We start from the raw sequence: 20,894 nt of genomic DNA on the forward strand, positions 1-20,894 counted from the left end.
CGACAGCAATAAGCTGAAAGAAGACAAAAAACCCCATTTTCCCAAAAGGAAAACGGAGCTGTTTATCGTGCAGAAGATTCGCTTTCGAAAAAATCAGCGCGGATCGTACATATTGGCCAGACTATCGGAAATAATCTTGTTCACGTCCTGAATGATGACGCTCAGACGTTGTTCGGACTCGAACAGGCGACGGATATTCAAGTTCAAACTCAACACTTCGAACAGCTTCTCCATTTGCTCCATCTCTTCTTGAGGAGGAACGTCTCCGCCCATAATGCGTTGTTGAATATTCATTTGGCGCGTACGGAAGTCGTCGAGCATGCGTTTGCTTTCCGGATCGGCTTCGATCAGTTTCAGGGCTGCCGTAATATCTTGGACCTCTTGGCTTTCTTGAAGCGATTTTGCGAGGTCGTGAGCCTTATCGTAAACGTTCGTCATGAGGTAAGTCTCCTTCTTTTCGGGGTGTCCCCGTATCTTTTTTGACCGTGCTGTCAGGGTACGCTTTACCTTCTAAGCAGACGGTGCATTGTCGTACAGTTCGATCAATTGACTGAATTCGGTAATCAATACGTCGGCATCTTCCAGCTCGTGATTGGCGCCGAAATCCGCATAAGCGCAGCCGATGACGCCAAGCTCGTTGCCGCGGCCGGCTTGTACGTCGGAGGATCGGTCACCGACCATCCAGGCACTTTGTACCCCGTGGGTTTTGAGCAGCATTTCCACCAGTAACACCTTGGTCGCGGTCCGGTACTCTCCTGCGCTGTATTGGGATTCGAACAACTTCTCGATGCCAAGCGCAGCCGAGACTCCTTTTACATACCCTTCAAGGCCGTTACTGGCTACGAAAAGACGTACGCCGCGTTCGCGAAGCTTTTCCAGCGTCTCCTTGACGTCGGGATAGAGCAGCGCCTCTCCGCCTTTCAACACTTCAAGCTGAAGTTCCAGCAGCAGGTCGTTGGCCCGGTTGCGCAGTTTTTCGTCGGCATCCGGGATGACGATCTTCCAAATTTCCTCCAGCAGCATGCCGAGACTTCCCAGAATCAATCGTTCCGGCGGCGTTTCTCCCTCGTAAAGCCCTTCGGCACGCAGCACGTCGAACATTTTGTGATACGCCGGAAGCAATGCGGTCTCCGTCTTGAACAATGTTCCGTCCATATCAAAGATCATCGCTTCCGGTTTTTGCAGGCTGGTTGCCGTTTGCATGTTCAGTTCAATCCTCTCCTCGTTCGTCTTCCTCCCCGTTTTCTTCGTTCTCGTCCGCCTCTTTGTGCGGCTTGTGAATATGAACGCGGGTAATGCGCAGCCGCTCAGCTTCCGCCACTTCAAATCGAATGCGGCCGAACTGAACGATCTGTCCCGGCAGCGGGTTGCCCTCAAGCTCCTTAAACATCCAGCCGCCGATCGAATCGACTTCCTCGTCATCGATGCCGGCTCCGGTCAAATCATTGACCTCTTCGACCAGCATCCGACCGTCGACGGAGATAACGTCTCCCACGACTTCGACTTCCGGACGCACGTCCTCGAATTCATCATACAAGTCGCCGACGATTTCTTCCAGAATCTCTTCCGCCGTCAGCAAGCCGGCCGTGCCGCCGTACTCGTCGACGACGAGCGTCAGCTGCGCACGCTTCTGCTGCATTAACCGTAACACATGACTGATTTCCATCGATTCCGGCACGTTCAAGATCGGCCGAACCAGTTTTCGCAGATTCGGCTCCGTCCCTTGCGGCCAAAGCAGAATATCCGTGATATGTACGAAGCCGATAATTTGGTCTTTGTCTTCGATCGCGACCGGATAACGGGAGTGCCGCGTCTCGGTAATGATTTTCATATTATCCTTCAACGGAAGGTTCACGTAAAGACAATCCATATCGGTTCGCGGAAGCATGACCTCGCGTGCCAGCATATCGGAAAAGTCGAAGATGTTATCCATCAGTTTGACTTCCTCCAGATCGATGGCTCCGCTTTTCGCGCTCTGATTCATCAGAATACGAATTTCTTCTTCCGAGTGGGCTGCGTCGGCTTCCCCAGCAGGCTGAATCCCGAATATGCGCAAAAATGCGTTAGCCGCATGATTGAGCAGCCAGATCACCGGAAGGAACACGTAATAGAAAACGAGCAGCGGCCCTGCCAATGCGAGCGAAGTGCCTTCGGACTTTTGAATCGCCAACGATTTCGGTGCCAATTCGCCGAGCACGATATGCAGGAACGTAATGATCGCGAATCCGATCGCGACCGAGATCCCCGAGATCAGGCCCGGATCGGTGAAGCCCATTTGGTACATCAGCGGCTCGACCAACAGCTCCGAAACGGCCGGCTCTCCGAGCCAGCCGAGTCCGAGCGAAGTCAAGGTGATGCCCAGCTGCGTGGCGGATAGATAGGCATCCAGCCGATTCGCTACTTTTAAAGCATACGGAGCCAAGCGGTTTCCTTCGCTTTCAAGCTGAATCAGCCGGGAATGCCGAACTTTGACGAGCGAAAATTCCGCAGCGACGAATACGCCGTTCAGAAAAACCAGCAGCAGAACCAAAAACAAATTGATCGCCAATGTCCCTATCTCTATCTCGTGGTCCAATGAAATCTCCTCTTTTCTTCGGCACATGCCGAAAATCCGGTGTTTTCTAATCCAAAATCGCGCGGCGCGACTTAAAGTCCACCCCTTTGTAATACATGTCCGCTACGAGCAGGTTCGGTCCGCAGCAGCTGGCCGCATCGCAAAAACAGTTAACGGTGCGGTTGAGCGGATGGTTGGTCGTCCATTCTTCGAAGATGGAATCGAGATTGTCTTTATATACACTACCAAACGAAGGGATGGCTGCAAAGTCCGTGACAAAGACATCGCCCGTAAACATGTTGACATTCACGCGGCTGCGCCCGTCCGGGTCGTTGCGTACCGTTACGTTTTTCGCGCTGTACAGACGCTGCAGCAATGCACGCTCTTCTTCGTTGCTTCCGCAAGCATAGAACGGCAACGTGCCGAACAACATCCAGACATCCTCGTTGCGGTGATCCAGCAAATCATGGATCGCTACCCGCATCTCATCCAGCGACAATACCGGCAGATTAGCCGCGAAAGCCGAAGGATACATCGGGTGTACTTCATGACGCACGCAGCCCATATCAAGCACGGCCTGGTGCATTTGCGGCAAATGTTTATGCGTACGGAAATTGATCATCGTTTCCGCGGAAATAAACATGCCCGATTTGCTAAGGCTTTTCGCGTTATCGATCATCCGATTATACATTTTCTCGGCCGCGGCAAACGGAACGGGATGACCGCTGTTCGCAAAGCCGGTTTCGTGGAAATTCTCGGGTCCCGTGTAGTTGAACGAGATATGCATCACGTCCAAATAAGGCAGCAGTTTCTCGTAACGCTCGAGATCCAGCGTCAGGTTCGAGTTGATCTGCGAACGGATGCCGCGCTCCCGCGCGTAACGGAGCAGCGGCACGATCACATTATCGACGGTCTGACGACGGAAGGACGGCTCGCCGCCCGTAATACTGATTGTTTCCAAGTGCTCGACCTCATCCAGACGACGCAGCATCAGATCGAGCGGAATCATATCCGGCTCGTTCAAGACGAGCGTATCGCCGACCGCGCAATGTTCGCATCGCATATTGCACAGGTTGGTCACCGTCATTTCCACGCTGGTCAGACGGTGACGCCCGTGTTTGCGCAGCGAACGGATCGGATCCCACGGATCGTAACTGGGAGACAAATCGCGAAGCTTCTGACCACTGTTATTGATTACTGTCATGTTGACCACCTTTATGATTAAGAACTGCCTTCGGACCGCTGCGAAAAAAGTCGCGGCAGTCCAAAAGGGTAAAAGCTACTTTTCTTTATTATAACCGTTTTGCAGCTAACGATTGCCGGACCGGATTTTTAGCGATCCGCAATTCGTTCCACCATGGTTGAAAGATGCCGCGAAAGATCGACCTCATAAGGTTGTACGCTGCCGCCTTCCGCGTCTTCGATAATCCGCACGATCGGACGATTGGGCGTCTTCGACGGAACGCTCGTGACTACGCCCGTTTCCCCCGAACTGAGCTTCACCGTCAAGCCCACCGGATACAGGGCTACCTTGTCCCGGAATATTTCCAGCTTGCGCTGATCATACTGGGTGCAAGATCCTCCGTATAAAATGTCCACGGCTTGATGCGGCAGCATTCCCCGACGGTATACCCGGTTGGTCGTCATCGCGTCATAAGAGTCCGTTATGGCAATCCACTTGGCAAAGTCATGAATCTCGCCATCATGAATCCCCCGCGGATACCCGCTGCCGTCCAGTCGTTCATGATGTTGAAACGCGCAATGAGCGGCAAGCAGCGGCACGAACGGTTCGTCTTTCAAAATCGCGTAGCCCAATTCGGTGTGCCGCTTCATCTCCGAAAATTCGTCATCCGACAACTTGCCCGGCTTCAACAGTACTTTCGGCTCGATACGGGTCTTTCCGATATCGTGCAGCATAGCGCCCATTCCGAGCGTAAACAGATCTTCCCGTGAATAGCCCGCGGCCATTCCCAGCGTTAGCGTATAGAGACAGACATTAAAAGAATGCGTGTACAGGTAATGGTCCGTCGTATGAATGTCGCCCAGCATAATCAAAACGTCTTCCCGAGAGCCCAGATCGTTCAGAATCTCTTCGGTCATTTTGCGAAAGCTGTAGCCCAGATGCGGATAAGACATGCGTCCCATCGTATCATTCATCATGCTGCGGTAAACGGTTCGGATTTGCTTGATGGCCTGGCGTTTCGTTTCGTCGGAAATCATCTCCGGCGGTACGATGTCGTCGGTCAATTGATCCTGAATGTACAGCATATCGACCCCGAGCCTTTCCAGTCTGCGGAGGATCGAAGCCGTCAGCTCGGCCCCTTCGGCCAGCAGCGTCAAACCCTCTTCATTATAAATGCGTTTGCCCAGCTTCATGCCGGGCTTTACTTGTCCGATCGACAGCAGGCGCACAAACTTCCACTCCATTTAAGCCGTCCCGCAATCCGGATCGCGCGGCAACCGATCCCGGCGGCGAGGGCCGTTGATATTTTGAACTTTGCTATAGGACGAGTCTTCGCCGCTCCCTCGGCGATACGCTTCCAGCCGTCAGGCGCGTATCCAACGCGAAGCGGAGGCTTCTCCGGCGGCGCCGGGACGCCCGAGTTCCATACGCAGCAGATCGCGCAAAAATTCAGGCAGGATAAACGTCTTATCCGTTCCGCGGCTGAGCGATTCGTAACCGGCGCCAAACGTAAACATGTCCAGCGTCCCCACCCGGTATTCCTCGTCGGGCTCGATTGTCCGTTCGGACGTCCGAGCTTCCAAAATGCGCGAATACGGCTCGGCTTCCGGATCATAGCGCACAGATAATCCGTCCGCGCACAAACCGCCAAGCCGTTCGCCCCTAAATCCGAATCCGGTCAGTTTCTTACCGGTATATTCCGGTAAGAGCGACTGTTCCAAACTGCGTAAAATATCACTGCCGCGAAGCGTCACCACACACGGATTGATCGGTGAGGGGCAAAGCGCGTGCAGCATGCCTTCCGTAATCTCTCCCGGAGGCAGCGGACCAAGCACTTGACCGGAATTGACCAGCGAAAATTCCCCTCCGGCAAAACGCCGAACCGATTGGGCAAGCAAATTGCCAAGCTCGGACTCCTGCTCGTAATCGACGCCCAATTCGCGTTCGGAGACGGCAGTGACCCGACGAAGCCGTTCGGCTGCCTCTTCATGATGCTTCGAAATGGCACGATCGATCCGATCATCAGAGACGGCAGCGTCGTCGAGTGCGATAAGGCCTGCCTCTTTCACTTTACAGCGGCCCGAAGCGGTATCGCGTTCGACCACGATTCGTCCGATATGCTGACCGAACTTGCCGGCCGCGCACACGACGGTTGTCCCGATTGAAATAGGCTCCGCAAGCAGATGATGCGTGTGCCCGCCCAGAATCAGGTCAATCCCTTCAATCATGCTTGCTATTCGCTCATCCGACGCAAGTCCCAGATGAGATAACAATACGATAATATCGACGCGTTGGCGCAGTTCGCTTACCTGCTGCTGAAGAAGCGAAAAAGGATCGGATACCTCGACGCCCAACAATCGATAAAAATCGGAGAAAGGGGCGGTCAGGCCCAGTATGCCCACTTTAAACCCGCCGGTTTCAACGACTGCCGATTCTTGCAGCCAAGCAGGCAATGAACCATCCGCCATCCTTACGTTACCGCACACGACCGGACAGTCCAGATGTGCATAGACCTCTCCAAGCTGCTGCGGCGTAAAGGTCAAGCCTTCATTATTGCCGATCGTTACGGCATCATAGCCCGTGCGATTGAGAATATCGACATTGGCCGATCCCAGACTGCCTTCCGTCTCGATCGCCATTCGATCCATATGATCGCCCACGTCGAGCGTGCATACCGGCTTACCTTGCGATTTTTCCGCAGCGATAAACGCGGCGATCCGGCCCATCTGCTCAAAGTGGCTGTGAAGGTCGTTGGTATGCAAAATCGTCAACGTGTCTCGCTCTTCTGTCTTTGAGCCCATTGAGGCCGTCCTCCTTCGGACCTTGCATCCTGCGCGAGCGACGCAGCACCGAAATTCCCGGCGATGCGCCGACGCGAAATCGTATTCGTTTTGACACTCAATCATAAGGCCATACCCGGAAACAAACAAGTCTGTTTGCGGGCCCCATGCAAGCATTTTAACATGACGCCGGGCACTCGAAAAGAATAAGACTTTCCTTGCATCCAAAATGTTGATTAAACACTTATAAAATAAAATGAAAAATAAGGATATTTTGTACTTGTGTGATAGAATTGTCTAGTACATTACTCTCCAATTCAAGGGTGGAATATGATATATTGAGAACGTACATGAGAATAAAACAAGGTACTAAAGCAGTAAGCAAACAAATCGGAACTATACTGCCGATATACGAGTTAGACGTTATCTGCGCATTTTGGCCCAGATAACGAAGCGATAACTCCATGATGCGCTTGATCCGGTCTTCGAGCGGACTTCGCGCCCCATGTTTCGTTTCAGCCGACGCGATTGAGGGACCGGATCGTGCCGATCTGCAAAACCTGAGATCTCGGAGACGACAAAGTCTTGCGGGAAGCGATATCCCCGGCAGTCTCCATCGTTCTCCGCAGCATTCGTTCGTTACAGAAAGGAGACATCGCTTTTGAAAGTTTACGTAACCGATCTCAAGCCCGGCGACCGCCTGATCGCCGACACCTTCAACCGACACGGCGTACACATTCTCGCCAAAGGCACTGCCCTGCACGATGCGGAAATCGCCCGTCTTGTTCAGCACAGTATTGATTATGTCGAAGTTCAACCCAATGTGGAAGAAGCTTATACCAATGCTAGCTCAGCCGCTTACTTCTTTCCTGAAATCAAGTCGACGTTCGACGATGCAGTCCTCATGTTCGAATCTTTGTTCCACGAATCCATGACGACCGGCACTTTCAACAGCGCACTCGTCGAGGACATTATGCAGCCGCTCTTCAATGTGCTGGCTTCCCAAAAAGATGCCGTAGCTTTGCTTTTGCTGCTGAACCGGGACGCCAACTACACGTATGTTCACTCCATGCAAGTCGGTATGCTGTCTTACTACCTTGCTCTCTGGCTTGGCCATCCGCATGATGAAGCTTCCGCCATCTGTCAGGCAGGTTATCTGCACGACATCGGCAAATCGACCATTCCAAGCGAGATTCTGAACAAGCCGGGTCGGTTGACGCGCGAAGAGTACGAGATCATCAAAACGCATACCGTAAACGGGTATGAAATCATTCGCAACTCGCTGGGCGATACGGTCGCTGCGACCGCAGCCCTCCAGCATCACGAGCGCGGGGACGGAAGCGGTTACCCTTACGGAATCAAAGAAGAGGAAATGCATCCTTGGTCCCGCATTATTGCCGTGGCGGACGTTTACAGCGCCATGACCAGCAACCGCGTTTATCAAGACAAGCAGGAACTCATCAACGTGCTGAAAGAACTTTATTCGCTCAGCTTCGGGCAGTTGTCCGCCGAACCTACGCATACGTTCATTCGCAATATGCTGCCTTACTTTATCAACAAAAAAGTGAAGCTGACCAATGGGGAGTTCGGTTATATCGTGATGAACCATCCAACCGACTTTTTCCGTCCTCTTATTCGTGTCAGCGACCGTTTCGTGGATCTCTCCGTCGAACGCGATCTGGACATCGAAGAAGTGTTCTCGGATACGGAATCCTAATTCCTTTACCGCATTGCAGCAGAAAAAACACGTATCCGCCAAAAGCGGGCACGTGTTTTTATTTGCTTTATTTCTTCAACACCAATTTGACCGTGGACGCATGAACGTCTTCGTCCTTGGACGCGACGTAACGATTCAGCAGCTTTTGGGATTGGATCATCGCGCTCGGCGTTTCCGTTCCCGTCTCTTTCCAATAGCTTTGGAGCAGCTCGTACAAATTGCCGTACTTGCCTGCGCCTTCCGCCAGGAAGAAATAAGCGATCTCTTCGCCGCGCGGCTTCAAATGGCGTTCTGCACGGCTGTTGTGGTCATACGTGCACACTTCCACGTCTCCGTCTTTGTTCACGCCGCCGAACGCCGTCATGATGGATTTGCTTTTTTCGGAAAAAGCGGACAGCGTCATCTGCAAAATCACCAGAATGCGATCATAAGGCGTGCCTTCCTTCAGCAGATCCTCGACGTGCTTAGCAATAACCGCGCGCGCTTCGCGATCTCCTCCGGCCGTAGCCACGAACTCGCGATCTCCCACTCTCACCACATGCTCTTCCGGCTGCGGTGTATTTTCCGAACCGGCGGCGCCATTGTCGCTCATCACGGTTATGAATTTCTCTTTTGCGATTACGGAAATGAAGCTCATCTGTTTATACTCCTCCTTCTCTAAAAGCACGTACGCAAATGGCTCATACCGCGGCCCATGCCAAACGACGGCAGCCGTCATTCGCCAAGCCAAGCAGAAGCGGCAGACCTGCATCATGCGCCATTTGCGTACATGCCGTAGCCAACTAATTCGGCACAATCGGATTGATTCCTGCTAATCGCGCAAATTTAAAAGAAAATGTCAGCCTTTTCAGTATAACAGACAGAAGGCACTTGGGGCGAGTCGCAAAAACTTCAATCGATAAAAAAGAGACAGCTCGAAAGCTGCCTCTTCCTGCTTCGTACAAGGAAAGCGATCGATTAACCGATCGAACCTTCCATTTCGAATTTGATCAATCTATTCATCTCGACCGCATACTCCATCGGCAGTTCCTTGGTGAACGGTTCGATGAAGCCCATAACGATCATCTGCGTTGCTTCGTTCTCGCTGAGGCCGCGGCTCATCAGGTAGAAGAGTTGATCTTCGGATACCTTCGATACCGTTGCTTCGTGCTCGAGCATAACGTCGTCGTTCAGAATTTCGTTGTACGGAATCGTATCCGACGTGGATTGGTTATCCAGGATCAACGTATCGCATTTGATGTTCGACTTGGCGCCCGTCGCTTTGCGGCCGAACGAAGCCAGACCTTGATACGTAACCTTGCCGCCGTGCTTGCTGATCGACTTGGAAATGATCGTCGACGTCGTGTCCGGAGCCAAGTGGATCATTTTCGCGCCCGCGTGCTGATGCTGGTCTTTGCCGGCAACGGCGATCGACAGAACGGAACCTTTGGCACCGCGTCCTTTGAGAACGACGGCCGGATATTTCATCGTCAGCTTGGAGCCGATGTTGCCGTCGACCCATTCCATATTGGCGTTTTCTTCCGCAACCGCGCGTTTCGTAACGAGGTTGTAGATATTGGACGACCAGTTTTGGATGGTCGTGTAACGAACGCGAGCGTCCTTCTTCACGATGATCTCGACGACCGCGCTGTGCAGCGAGTTCGTGCCGTAGACCGGAGCCGTGCAGCCTTCGACGTAGTGCACGAAGCTGCCTTCGTCCGCGATGATCAATGTGCGTTCGAATTGGCCCATGTTTTCCGAGTTGATGCGGAAGTAGGCTTGCAGAGGCACTTCGCACTTCACGCCTTTCGGCACGTAGATGAAGCTGCCGCCGGACCATACCGCGCTGTTCAGCGCCGCGAATTTATTGTCGGAAGGCGGAATGACTTTGGCGAAATGTTCTCTCAGGATCTCCGGATGCTCTCTGAGAGCCGTATCGGTATCCATGAAGATAACGCCTTGGTCTTCCAGTTCTTTTTGCATGTTGTGGTAAACGACCTCGGATTCGTACTGCGCCGATACGCCGGCGAGGAACTTTTGTTCCGCTTCCGGAATACCCAGCTTATTGAACGTTTCCTTGATCTCGCTCGGCACTTCTTCCCACGTTTTGCTTTGTCCTTCGGATGCCTTGACGTAATATTGGATCTCGTCGAAGTTCAATTCGCTAAGATCGCCGCCCCATGTAGGCATGGGCATCTTCAGGAACTGCTCGAATGCTTTCAAACGGAAGTCCAACATCCATTCCGGTTCCTTTTTCATTTTCGAAATCGAAATCACGATCTCTTTGGTCAAGCCTTTACCGCTCTTGTAAATGGACTCGTGCTCGTCGTGGAAGCCATATTGATACTCGTCGCTGATCGGTGCTTCTTTAGCCATGTTGATGCCTCCCTTTCGTTAGTGGGTTTCCCGTTCGATTCCTTTGCGCAGGGCATTCCAGGCCAAGGTCGCGCATTTGATGCGGGCAGGGAATTTATTAACGCCCGATAGGGCTTCGATGTCTTCGTATTCGTCAAACTCGACGCTTTCCCCCTTCATCAGGGAAGAAAAACGTTCGGCCAGTTCGAGCGCCTCCGGCAGCGATTTTCCTTTGACCGCTTCCGTCATCATGGATGCGGAAGACATGCTGATGGAACAGCCGTCGCCGGTATAACGCGCGTTTTTGACGATTCCTTCTTCCAACTGAAGCTGAAGCGAGATCTTGTCGCCGCAGGTCGGATTGTTAAGGTCTATCGTTACGCCCTCGTCTTCGAATTTGCCTTTATTCCGAGGGTTTTTGTAGTGGTCCATGATGACGCGGCGGTACAGGTCGTCAAGTTGCATCTCCAAAATACTCCTTTGTCCGGATCAAGGCGTCGATCAGACGGTCGATGTCTTGTTCGTTATTATACAAATAAAAGCTGGCGCGGGCCGTCGAGCTGACTTCAAGCCAACGCATCAGCGGCTGGCAGCAGTGGTGGCCGGCACGGATCGCGACGCCGTAAGAATCCAGAACGGTCGCGACGTCGTGCGGATGGACGTCGTCCAGGTTGAAGGTTACGATGCCGACCTTGCGTTCCTGCGGACCGAAGACCCTCAGGCCTTCGATCTCGTTGATGCGGCGCATGGCGTACATGGCGAGCTTGTGCTCGTGCTCGGCGATGTTGTCCATGCCCAGCTCGTTCAGGAAATCGACCGCCGCGCCGAGGCCTACGGCTCCCGCGATGATCGGCGTGCCGCCTTCGAAACGGTACGGCAGATCTTTCCACGTCGATTCGTACAAGCCGACTTCGTCGATCATTTCCCCGCCGAATTCGACCGGTTCCATTTTCTCGAGAAGCGCCTTTTTGCCGTACAACGCGCCGATGCCGGTCGGTGCGCACATCTTATGCCCGGAAAGCGCATAAAAGTCGCAATCCAGATCCTGCACGTCCACCTTCGTATGCGGCGTGCTTTGCGCGCCGTCCACGACGATGACGGCGCCATGCTTATGCGCGAGCGCTCCGATCTCTTTGACCGGATGCACGACGCCCATGACGTTGGATACGTAAGCGATCGCCACGATCTTGGTCTTGTCGGTAATGACCTTGGCCGCGGCCTCGACGTTGATCGTCCCGTCAGGATTCGGCTCGATATACTTCAGAACCGCTCCTTTGCGTTTCGCCAACTGCTGCCACGGAATGAGGTTGCTGTGGTGCTCGATCGGCGTGAGAACGATCTCGTCGCCTTCGTTCACGTTGGCATCCCCGTAAGAAGCCGCGACCAGGTTAAGACCTGTCGTAGTCCCGCGATTGAATACGATCTCTTCGGGATGGGCCGCGCCTATAAACGCCGCGACCTTTTCCCGTGCGCCCTCATAGGCATCGGTTGCCCGGCTGCCCAGCGTGTGAACGCCGCGGTGCACGTTGGAGTTGTCCAACTCGTAGTAGCGGCGTACCGCATCCAGAACCGCGCGCGGCTTTTGCGAAGTCGCGGCGCTGTCCAGATAAACGAGCGGATGCCCGTTCACTTCCTGGTTGAGTATCGGGAATTGCTCCCGAACCGAGGCGTTCATTACTGCCCCAGCTTTCTTTCAACGATGCGCTGCAAGCGGGTACGCAGCAGTTCGAGCGGAATCTCCGCAATGATCGGAGCCAGGAAGCCGTAAATGATCAGGCGTTCGGCATCCGTTTTGGAAATGCCGCGCGACATCAGGTAGTAGACTTGTTCCGGATTGACTTTGCCGACGGAAGCCGCGTGTCCGGCCATAACGTCATCTTCGTCGATCAAGAGGATTGGGTTCGCGTCGCCGCGGGCCGCCGGACTCAGCATCAGCACTTTCTCCGTTTGCTGGCCGTTAGCCTTCGTTGCGCCGTGCTCGATCTTCGTGATGCCGTTGATGATCGATTGCGCTTCTTCGCGCATGACCGCACGGGTGAACATGTCGCTTTCGGACGATTTGCCGAAATGGACGGCGCGCGTCGTGAAATTGAGTTTTTGCGTACCGGAACCGATCGCGATGATTTTGGCGTCCGAATGCGTACCGTTGCCGTTCAGCGAAGTCGCCGTATCGGCAATCGTGTCGCCGTCGTTCATTTCGCCGACGATCCATTCGATATCCGCATCGTTCGACAGCAGGGCGCGGCGGTAAGAAAGATCCGTCACTTCTTTGCCGAACTGGTGCACCGTCGCGTATTGGACTTTCGCGCCGTCCAGCGCGATGACTTCGACTACGCCGTTATGCAGCACTTTGCCGTCCAGTCCCGTCGATACGTAGTTGTCCACGTAAGTCACGCGGCTGTTCGCGTCGGCCACGACCAGAATATGCGGCGCGAATGTCGCGGAAGCGTCGTCGGTCAGGAATACGGCTTGCAGCGGGACTTCCAGCTCGACGTTTTTCGGTACGTACAGGAAGACTCCGCCCGTCCATGCCGCATAATGAAGCGCGGACACCTGATGCTCGCTTGTTTTCACGGCGGTACCCAGATGTTTTTTGACCAGCACTTCATGTTCGCGCGCGGCTGTCTCCAGATCGGTGAAGATTACGCCTTTTGCGCGCAGCTCTTCCGACAATTCCGTGTACACGACGCCGGAGTTGTGCTGAACGATCAGGTTATGCGTGCCTTCCTCGATGAATTCCTTCGTCGCGGCAGGCAGTTCTTCTCTCGATGCCGTTTTGGCAACCGATTTAAACGCGCCGTAAGCGCTCAGGTCCCAACGGTCGAGCTTGGTTTTTTCCGGCTTCGGCAGCTCCAGTGAAGCAGCCAGTTCCAGCGCTTGCAGGCGGCGTTCGGTCAGCCATGCGGCTTCGCCGCGGGCTTCCGCCCATTCCTTGATCTGCGCGGCCTGTACCGGAAGAATGGTTTGTAAGGTCATAATCGGTGTTCCTCCTTCCGCTTCTTATTGAATTATGCTTCTTGTTCTTGTCCGACCGTCTCGTCCGTAATGCCGAGCTCTTCCTTGATCCAATCGTAACCGTCTTGCTCCAGGCGCGCCGCGAGTTCCGGTCCGCCGGACTTCACGATACGTCCCTGCATCATTACGTGCACGAAGTCGGGAGTAATATAGTTCAGCAAACGCTGATAGTGGGTAATGATCAGGAATCCGCGATCTTCGTTCTTCATTTCGTTCACGCCGTTCGCCACGATGCGCAAGGCGTCGATGTCGAGACCCGAATCGATTTCGTCAAGGATGACGACTTTCGGATCGAGCATCATCATTTGCAGAATTTCGTTACGTTTTTTCTCGCCGCCGGAGAAACCTTCGTTCAGGTAACGGTGCGCGAACTCGGGGTTCATCTCGAGCCCTTTCATGCTGCTTTCCATTTGACGGATGAATTTGATCAGCGAGATCTCGTTGCCTTCGCCGCGACGCGCATTGATCGCGCTGCGCAGGAAGTCGGAGTTCGTTACGCCCGCGATTTCGCTCGGATACTGCATCGCGAGGAACAGGCCCGCAAGCGCGCGCTCGTCGACGCCCATTTCCAGTACGTCTTCGCCGTTAAGCGTAGCCGAACCTTCGGTGACTTCGTATTTCGGATGTCCCATCAGTGCGGAAGCCAGCGTACTTTTGCCGGTACCGTTCGGTCCCATGATCGCGTGGATTTCCCCGCCGTTCATTTCCAGGTTGATACCTTTCAGAATTTCCTTGCCTTCGATCTCAGCTTTGAGTCCTTCGATGACGAATTTAGTTGCCATGTTCAGCGTCCCTCCAGAAATATAATGGTGAATCCGTGATATCCTTTTGATCAAACGCTCTAATCAAAATAATTATAACCTTGTAATGATTATAAACTGATTATCGTTGATACTCAATTTATTTTACCTGAATTTATTTTGCAGTTCAACGAATCGACATACATTTAAAAATTAAATCATGTTAATAATGAATGTTGTGCAACCATTTGTATGAAAATCGACACGTCTCAAAACGAAAACCCGGTCCGCCTCGGACCGGGTTTTTTTCGATATAAAAGAGTACCTTGCCTCGCGTGAACCCGGCTTTTAGTGCCCGAGGAACGAACGCAGCATCCACATATGTTTTTCGAGGTCCTGCTTCATGGCGATCAGCATATCGCTTGTCGCTTGGTCATGCGCTTCTTCGGCAAGCTCCAGACCTTCCTGCATTTCTTCGGCTACCGTCGCGAAGTCTTCGATCAGCGTCTGTACCATCGTGCGATAATCTTCGCCGCCTGCCGCTTCCTGAATAGTGGACAGCTCCAGGTATTCTTTCATCGTAGCGGCCGGGCTGGCTTTGATCGTCAGCATGCGTTCCGCCACTTCGTCCATCTTCTCCGTTACTTCGTTATAAAGTTCTTCGAACTTCACGTGCAGCGTATAGAAGTTCTCGCCTTTGACGTACCAGTGGAAGTTATGGATTTTAACGTAAAGAACGTTCAGGTTCGCGACCTGGCGGTTCAGGATTTCCTCGATTGTTTTGGTTTGTGCTTCCGTTTTCGTTTTATCCATGATTAATCCCTGCTTTCGTTGAATTTTATCCGCCGTCCCGAAGATACGAGCCTGGAGGATTGCTGGCAAATCATCGCGGCGATCCTTTTTCGTTATCGCCGCCTCTAGTTACCTTTTACCCGTACGAAAATCAGGCGAAACAAACTGCCGCTTCGAACGATGTCGGTTTTGCGACGAGTTTGCGCAGCCTTTTTATATACAGAAGCATACAGAAGAACGCTTGCTCCGCTCGCATCCATTAAACTGGATATTTTTCCGCCTCAGCAGATCCTCCGGGACTAGGATTATGCCAAAAGTCATGGTATTATGGAAGGACGCGGGATTCCGATTTCGATAAAGCTCGGATCCAAATTTGAACTGGTTAAGACCGGGGGAATTATGAACAATAAGACATCGCAAGAACGTTCCGGATTTTTATTCAATGTTGACATTCTGATTGACGGTTCGACAAACGCCCAAGCTTTACAGTCCCTTTTGGCACTTCTCAACGCCTCGGACAAGGTCGTCGATCTTCGCGTGAATTCCGGCCTTGAGCTCGGTCAAATCATCGAAGCCTCTTTGTCCAATCTCAAAACGAATTACGTTGAAAAATCCAGGGCAGGCCTTTCCTCGGCAAAAGGATTACAAATCAAACATGCCGCTGCTGCCGAAAGCGCTCTAAAAGCTGCGCAAAAAGCAGCTCAACCCGTATCGGCCTCGCCACCGGCTTCGTTTTTAACGCCTGACGACATTCGAGATAGCATCAGCAAAAATCGCTTGGTTCGCCTGATCGTCAATAAACCGGGAGGCACTCGACTGAGCATTCCTTGCCGGATCCTCAACTTCGACGAAGCAGCCCAAATGCTGAGTGTCTATCACGTCGATGAAAAACAAGTGTACAGCTTCTCGCTAAACGAAATCGACGAGCTGACGGGCCAATAGTTTTTTTGTAAAAAGTTTACTTAAAAGCTTTGTCCAGAGTCTTTAACAAGACAAACTAAATCTACAAAGTAAAAGACCGAGTGAACGGGAACGTTCACTCGGTCTTTTTTTCTCAATAAACTCTCAACAAAACCTAACGTGACTGGAAGCGAAAAGACGGAGAGAGAAATTCAGTGAAAGAGCTGAAGCATTTCGAAGAAATGCACTTCGGAAGCATATGCTATGTACCGCCTTTGAAATCGGGAAAACACCATTCAAAATTCAATCTTTTTTCCCGATTTCAACACGCGACTGGAACGAATTTTTCTCGGAGTCTTTTCGCTTCTCCCCACCTAAGTTAGTTTTCGCTTCCCCATCGACAACGCAAGCAAAATCCACCCCGCGATAAAAGCGACTCCGCCCAGCGGCGTGATCGGTCCGAAGATTTTAAGCCCGGTTGTGCTCAGCAGGTACAAACTGCCCGAGAACATGACGATGCCGGCAAAAAATAACCAAGCCGCCCAAGTCAGTCTTCTGGATTCGCCCCATACTCCCATCGCAATAGACACGATCAACATGGAAAGTGCATGGATAAAATGATACTGAATGCCGGTCTGGAACGTCTTCAACGCATCTTCACCGATCTGTTCGCCAAGAATATGGCTGCCGAAAGCTCCTAATCCAACGCCGATCATAGCGACGATACAAGCGACGATCGCAATTTTCCGCTGCATACATTCCCTCTTTTCCTGTTGACTTGAAACCTGTTTGAAGGCTCTTCGTTTCGCCTTGCAAATCGACTTTCATTATAGGATGTTATGAAGGCAAAGGCCAGAAAAAGCCGAAAACTTCATTATTTTTCATGACCCGTCCATCTCTTTCTGGGTAATACTTCTTAATTTCCTGCCTGCCTCAAATCCTTATTTTAACTGAAACCCGATGCTTGTTCGCTGCGTATTACGGGAGACAGTCGGCAATTCAGGGTTGCTTTTTGATGCGGAATATGAAAGAGTAATCACGTAAAAGCTTCCAAAATAAAGGAGAGTTGAAGCATGGATAATCGGTTTCCACCATCCGACGGCAAAGATGACCGTCAAAACGGGCCGGATCTTCGCAAAGATCCTTACCGTAACGAATCTGAACCCAACAACAATTTCGGAGATCCGTATCGCAGCGAACCGGACGGACGCGGTTATGACGACCGGGTTAACCCGCCGTTCAGTCCGTACGATTCGTATCCGCAAAGCGATTATCCGCAAGAACGTCTCAAACATTCGGGAGTAGGCATCGCTTCGTTCGTTCTTTCGCTAATCAGCATTGCTTTGTATGTAGTCTTTGTCGTTTCGGCTATCGGCGTCGTGTATTCGCTTGCCGAAGTGGGAAGCACAGTAGATTTCGACGTAAACTCGGCTACGGAAGAACAGCTGATGAGCGTCGGTCTCAGCGCCATCGTCCTCATTTTCAGCGTTCTCGGCGCGGCCGTGCTCAATCTGGTCGGCGCGATCCTGGGCATCGTCGGTATCGTGTCCAAGACGCGCAAAAGAGTCTTTGCCGTCATCGGTACCGTATTGAACGGTTTGTGCCTGCTCGGCGGAGGCGGCTTTATTATCTTCAGCACGGTGATCGGAGCCGGCGGCCTGTAAAAAGTCTCTTCTGCCAACATACGCAACAGCAGCGTGATTCTCAAAAAAGGCCGACGCTTCACCAGCGTCGGCCTTTCGTCTGCCGATTTGCTTCAGATCATGATATACTGTTAGCTGCGGAGGATGTCTCTACATACGTTGCCTCGCCCGATTTGCAACCCGACATCGATTGCCTGCCGAAGACAATGTAACAGCTTCGCTTATTTCGCCCGCTTGCTTTTTAAGTGTGCGGGAGCGTCCATGAGGAGATGAATATGCCCAACATTCGAATTTTTTCTGACAGTACCAGCGACCTGCCTGCCGGGCTAATCGAGCAATACGGCATTGGAATCGTACCGCTGTACGTCGTTTTCGAGGATCAAACTTACCGTGATGGCGTAGACCTTACCCCGTCCCAACTATTCGATAAAGTCGCCCGTCAGGGCAAGCTACCCAAATCCGCAGCTCCTTCGCCGGCCGATTTCGGTCAGGCGTTTGCTCCTTATATTGAAAAAGGGGAGCGTATTCTGTATATCAGTCTCTCTTCCGAGCTGTCATCCACGTATCAGAACGCCCGGATTGCCGCCGACGACTTCGATCCGGGCAGCGTAACGGTCTTTGACTCGCTAAATCTCTCGACGGCAATCGGTATTCAAGTGCTTCAAGCAGCCCGTCTTGCCGCAGCCGGTCTGGAGATTGACGAGATCGTGCGCAAGCTGGAACGCATGCGTCCCGAGGTGGAGACCGAATTCGCGATCGACACGCTGGAATATCTGCACAAAGGCGGGCGCTGCTCTGGCATGCAAAATCTGATCGGCAGCCTGCTCAGCATTCGCCCGATTATCAAAGTGAACGACGGCAAAATGACGCCGGCTTACAAAGTTCGCGGCAAGCGGGAAAAAGCGATCGACAAGATGCTGCAAAACCTGCTGGTCAACAAAGACCGGATCGACGGGCCTGTTGTCGTCGTGAACGCGCATGCCGAGAAAGACGCGATTCAAATGCGCGAATTCATTCTTCGGGAAACGAATGTAACGGAAGTGCTGATGCCTTCGGCCGGATGCGTCATTTCGACGCACTGCGGTCCAGGCACGATCGGTCTGATGTACGCCAAAAAAAGCTAAATCGGTTCGAAGCGATGAACCGAACGAAAAACCGCCGTTTCGCTCCCCGGTTCGGGAGCGGAGACGACGGTTTTTTTATTCTTCGCTCAACATGGGCAGCGTAAAGGAGAAGATCGATCCGATCCCTTCTTGGCTTTCTGCCCAGATCGTTCCGCCCATCCGCTCGATCCAACGTTTGCAGATCGCAAGACCGAGACCCGTCCCTTCGTAGCTTCGATCCAGAATCGATGAATGAATTTGGGAAAACGGCTGGAACAGCAGTTCCATCTTATCCGCCGGAATCCCGATTCCGCTGTCGCGAATTTCGATTTTCAGCACGCAGCGAGCCATTTCTTCTTGCCCCGTCCGCGGCCGGACCAGACATTCCGCGAAGACTTCGATCTTGCCTCTAGGCGTGAATTTGACCGCATTGCCGATCAGTCCGACTACGATCTGCCGGAGTTTTCCGGCATCGCCGACCAATTCCGACGGAAAATTTTCGGACATCCGAAGCGATAACTCCACGTCAGACGCTTCCGCCTGAACCGAAAATGCTTCGACCGACTCCTCGATCAAGCGTCGAGCCGGAAAAGGCTTGCTCTCGAAGCGCAGCGTTCCGCTCTCCGCGGCATTGAAGTCGAGAACCCGATCCACCACGGTCTGCAAGCCTCTGCCGCTAAGCAGCAAAACTTCCATGTAATCCTGCTGTTCGGGCGTAAGCTCCGTCCCCTGCATCAATTCCGCCATGCCGAGCACCCCGCCGAGCGGCGTCCGAAGCTCATGGCTCATCAGGCTCAAAAATTTCGTTTTGGCGGCCAATCCGCGCTCCGCCTCGTTTTTTTGCCGAACGATCTCGCCTTCGCTGGTCACGTCTTTGAAAACGACGACCGCGCCCGCAGGCTCCCCGTTTTCGAACAAAGGATTGACCCGGTACTGCACCAAAAAGCTGGTTCCGTCTTTGCGCCAGAATACCTCGCCTGTTACTTCTTGGGAAACGCCCTGCCGGATCGAGCGGTGAATCGGGCATTCTTCGATCGGATACGGACTCCCGTCTGAGCGGCTGTGATGGATCAGATCGTGATTGTAGACGTTACGGAATTCTTCTTTCTCATAACCCAACATCCGCGCGCCGGCCTGATTGATGAACACCGAGCGGCCTTCGCGGTTGATCTCGAAAATGCCTTCCGATACCGCGTTCAGGATGGACGTATATTGGTCGGTCAATTCCTGACTCCGCTGCATCTGTTTTTTCCAATCCGTAATGTCGAGCGCGATCATGTACACGCCCAGCACCTGTTCGTCGACGATGATCGGCAGGCTGGTCATGTTCACGTCGGTCCGTTGACCGTCTTTTCCGAGCAGTTGGGCTTCAAAATTGCCCGAATGGCCGCTAAGCGCATATTGGAAACGGCGTTCCAAAAGTTCGGACAATTCAGGCACGAAAAAACCGGTGTACGGTCGCGCGGACAGTTCGACCTGAGAATATCCCGTCATGGCTTCCAAATTCGGATTGACCGACAGGCAGGATCCTTGCGTGTCGAAAGACAGAATGCCCGCAGGATTATATTCGAACAACGAACGGTATATTCTCTCCTGTTCCCGCAGTTTACGGTTCCGCCGCTCCTGCTCCGTAACGTCTTTGGCAATCGCGTAAATGCCTGTTCGCACGCCTTTTTGTTCGATTGCCACGTATGTGATGGACAGCGTGACTTCTTTTCCGTCCCGGCGTATGATATCGAGTTTGAATTCCAGCTTTTTTTCCGAATTCATCGCATTCCAATACTTCAATGTTCTTCCCTGTTCGCGGTCGGCGGAGAAATCCCGAAGCTTCATCTTCTGCAATTCTTCGAAAGCGTACCCGGTAATATGCTCGGTCGCGGGATTCGCGTAAATCAAGTCCCCTGCCATATTCATCACGTAAATGGCGTCGGGATGGTGCACAAAAAGCGGTCGGTACATTTCACTTTCCGCAAACGTTTCTCCTAACAAACCGAATGAATTGTTCAAGGCGGACTCCCTTCGTCTTTTCTTTCTTCTCCTCACTCATTTTATCTTAACTTTTTACTAAAGAACAGGGAGTACCGAACGGGTTTCCCGAATTTATTCCGCTTCCTTTTTCCTGTTGCGTCAGTC

General features: G+C 52.6%; 19 protein-coding genes. 4 read left to right on the top strand and 15 right to left on the bottom strand.

The features are described 5' to 3' along the window. Positions 1 to 93: 93 nt before the first annotated feature. The 6 genes from HRQ63_RS08190 to HRQ63_RS08215 form a co-directional block, all read right to left on the bottom strand. Positions 94 to 438 carry a YlbF family regulator gene (locus HRQ63_RS08190; protein ID WP_037283032.1) on the bottom strand — a complete coding sequence of 115 codons (345 nt, stop codon included), beginning with the start codon at positions 436 to 438 and terminating at the stop codon, positions 94 to 96. 72 nt (positions 439 to 510) lie between these two features. Further along, complete coding sequence (locus tag HRQ63_RS08195) at positions 511 to 1,203, bottom strand: HAD family hydrolase (protein ID WP_172241756.1); 693 nt, start codon at positions 1,201 to 1,203, stop codon at positions 511 to 513. A 7-nt stretch (positions 1,204 to 1,210) separates the two neighbouring features. Next, the gene (locus HRQ63_RS08200; protein WP_229714278.1) at positions 1,211 to 2,575 is read right to left on the bottom strand and encodes a hemolysin family protein; all 1,365 of its coding nucleotides are present in this window, start codon (positions 2,573 to 2,575) and stop codon (positions 1,211 to 1,213) included. Positions 2,576 to 2,621: 46 nt separating this feature from the next. Beyond that, positions 2,622 to 3,758 carry a radical SAM/CxCxxxxC motif protein YfkAB gene (gene yfkAB, locus HRQ63_RS08205; protein ID WP_172241762.1) on the bottom strand — a complete coding sequence of 379 codons (1,137 nt, stop codon included), beginning with the start codon at positions 3,756 to 3,758 and terminating at the stop codon, positions 2,622 to 2,624. A gap of 128 nt (positions 3,759 to 3,886) precedes the next feature. Further along, entirely contained in the window at positions 3,887 to 4,981 is a 1,095-nt protein-coding gene (locus HRQ63_RS08210; protein WP_172241765.1) for an HD-GYP domain-containing protein, read from the bottom strand. A 120-nt stretch (positions 4,982 to 5,101) separates the two neighbouring features. Then, positions 5,102 to 6,538, bottom strand: coding sequence for a bifunctional metallophosphatase/5'-nucleotidase (locus HRQ63_RS08215; protein WP_172241768.1), 1,437 nt, complete (start codon positions 6,536 to 6,538; stop codon positions 5,102 to 5,104). 640 nt (positions 6,539 to 7,178) lie between these two features. Between HRQ63_RS08215 and HRQ63_RS08220 the strand changes: the two genes are divergently transcribed. Continuing rightward, entirely contained in the window at positions 7,179 to 8,234 is a 1,056-nt protein-coding gene (locus tag HRQ63_RS08220; protein WP_172241771.1) for an HD-GYP domain-containing protein, read from the top strand. A gap of 67 nt (positions 8,235 to 8,301) precedes the next feature. Here HRQ63_RS08220 and HRQ63_RS08225 read toward each other — a convergent pair whose 3' ends face one another. From HRQ63_RS08225 to HRQ63_RS08255, 7 genes are all read right to left on the bottom strand, one after another. Beyond that, on the bottom strand, positions 8,302 to 8,871 hold the full coding sequence (locus tag HRQ63_RS08225) for a hypothetical protein (protein ID WP_172241774.1): 570 nt from the start codon (positions 8,869 to 8,871) through the stop codon (positions 8,302 to 8,304). Positions 8,872 to 9,191: 320 nt separating this feature from the next. Continuing rightward, positions 9,192 to 10,589, bottom strand: coding sequence for a Fe-S cluster assembly protein SufB (gene sufB, locus HRQ63_RS08230; protein ID WP_172241777.1), 1,398 nt, complete (start codon positions 10,587 to 10,589; stop codon positions 9,192 to 9,194). 18 nt (positions 10,590 to 10,607) lie between these two features. After that, complete coding sequence (sufU, locus tag HRQ63_RS08235; protein ID WP_172241780.1) at positions 10,608 to 11,033, bottom strand: Fe-S cluster assembly sulfur transfer protein SufU; 426 nt, start codon at positions 11,031 to 11,033, stop codon at positions 10,608 to 10,610. Then, positions 11,023 to 12,243 carry a cysteine desulfurase gene (locus tag HRQ63_RS08240; protein WP_172241783.1) on the bottom strand — a complete coding sequence of 407 codons (1,221 nt, stop codon included), beginning with the start codon at positions 12,241 to 12,243 and terminating at the stop codon, positions 11,023 to 11,025. The genes sufU and HRQ63_RS08240 overlap by 11 nt, the downstream gene beginning before the upstream one ends. After that, a complete protein-coding gene (gene sufD, locus HRQ63_RS08245; RefSeq protein ID WP_172241786.1) occupies positions 12,243 to 13,544 on the bottom strand; it encodes a Fe-S cluster assembly protein SufD in 1,302 nt (433 codons plus the stop codon). Before sufD ends, HRQ63_RS08240 begins: the two co-directional genes overlap by 1 nt. Positions 13,545 to 13,576: 32 nt before the next feature. Further along, a complete protein-coding gene (sufC, locus tag HRQ63_RS08250; protein WP_037283067.1) occupies positions 13,577 to 14,365 on the bottom strand; it encodes a Fe-S cluster assembly ATPase SufC in 789 nt (262 codons plus the stop codon). Positions 14,366 to 14,671: 306 nt separating this feature from the next. Then, a complete protein-coding gene (locus HRQ63_RS08255; RefSeq protein WP_172241789.1) occupies positions 14,672 to 15,136 on the bottom strand; it encodes a Dps family protein in 465 nt (154 codons plus the stop codon). 306 nt (positions 15,137 to 15,442) lie between these two features. Here HRQ63_RS08255 and HRQ63_RS08260 point away from each other — a divergent pair, with 306 nt between their 5' ends. After that, the gene (locus tag HRQ63_RS08260) at positions 15,443 to 16,057 is read left to right on the top strand and encodes a hypothetical protein (RefSeq protein ID WP_229714279.1); all 615 of its coding nucleotides are present in this window, start codon (positions 15,443 to 15,445) and stop codon (positions 16,055 to 16,057) included. A gap of 332 nt (positions 16,058 to 16,389) precedes the next feature. Here the strand turns inward: HRQ63_RS08260 and HRQ63_RS08265 are convergent, their stop codons facing one another. After that, positions 16,390 to 16,770, bottom strand: coding sequence for a DUF423 domain-containing protein (locus HRQ63_RS08265; protein WP_172241792.1), 381 nt, complete (start codon positions 16,768 to 16,770; stop codon positions 16,390 to 16,392). Between the two features lie 318 nt (positions 16,771 to 17,088). Between HRQ63_RS08265 and HRQ63_RS08270 the strand changes: the two genes are divergently transcribed. Together HRQ63_RS08270 and HRQ63_RS08275 are read left to right on the top strand one after the other, a co-directional pair. Next, a complete protein-coding gene (locus tag HRQ63_RS08270) occupies positions 17,089 to 17,679 on the top strand; it encodes a DUF4064 domain-containing protein (RefSeq protein WP_172241795.1) in 591 nt (196 codons plus the stop codon). 254 nt (positions 17,680 to 17,933) lie between these two features. After that, on the top strand, positions 17,934 to 18,782 hold the full coding sequence (locus tag HRQ63_RS08275) for a DegV family protein (RefSeq protein WP_172241798.1): 849 nt from the start codon (positions 17,934 to 17,936) through the stop codon (positions 18,780 to 18,782). 75 nt (positions 18,783 to 18,857) lie between these two features. Here HRQ63_RS08275 and HRQ63_RS08280 read toward each other — a convergent pair whose 3' ends face one another. Next, complete coding sequence (locus tag HRQ63_RS08280; protein WP_172241801.1) at positions 18,858 to 20,768, bottom strand: PAS domain-containing protein; 1,911 nt, start codon at positions 20,766 to 20,768, stop codon at positions 18,858 to 18,860. Between the last annotated feature and the right edge of the window lie 126 nt (positions 20,769 to 20,894).

This window comes from Saccharibacillus endophyticus, from assembly GCF_013185185.1.
Classification (GTDB): domain Bacteria; phylum Bacillota; class Bacilli; order Paenibacillales; family Paenibacillaceae; genus Saccharibacillus; species Saccharibacillus endophyticus.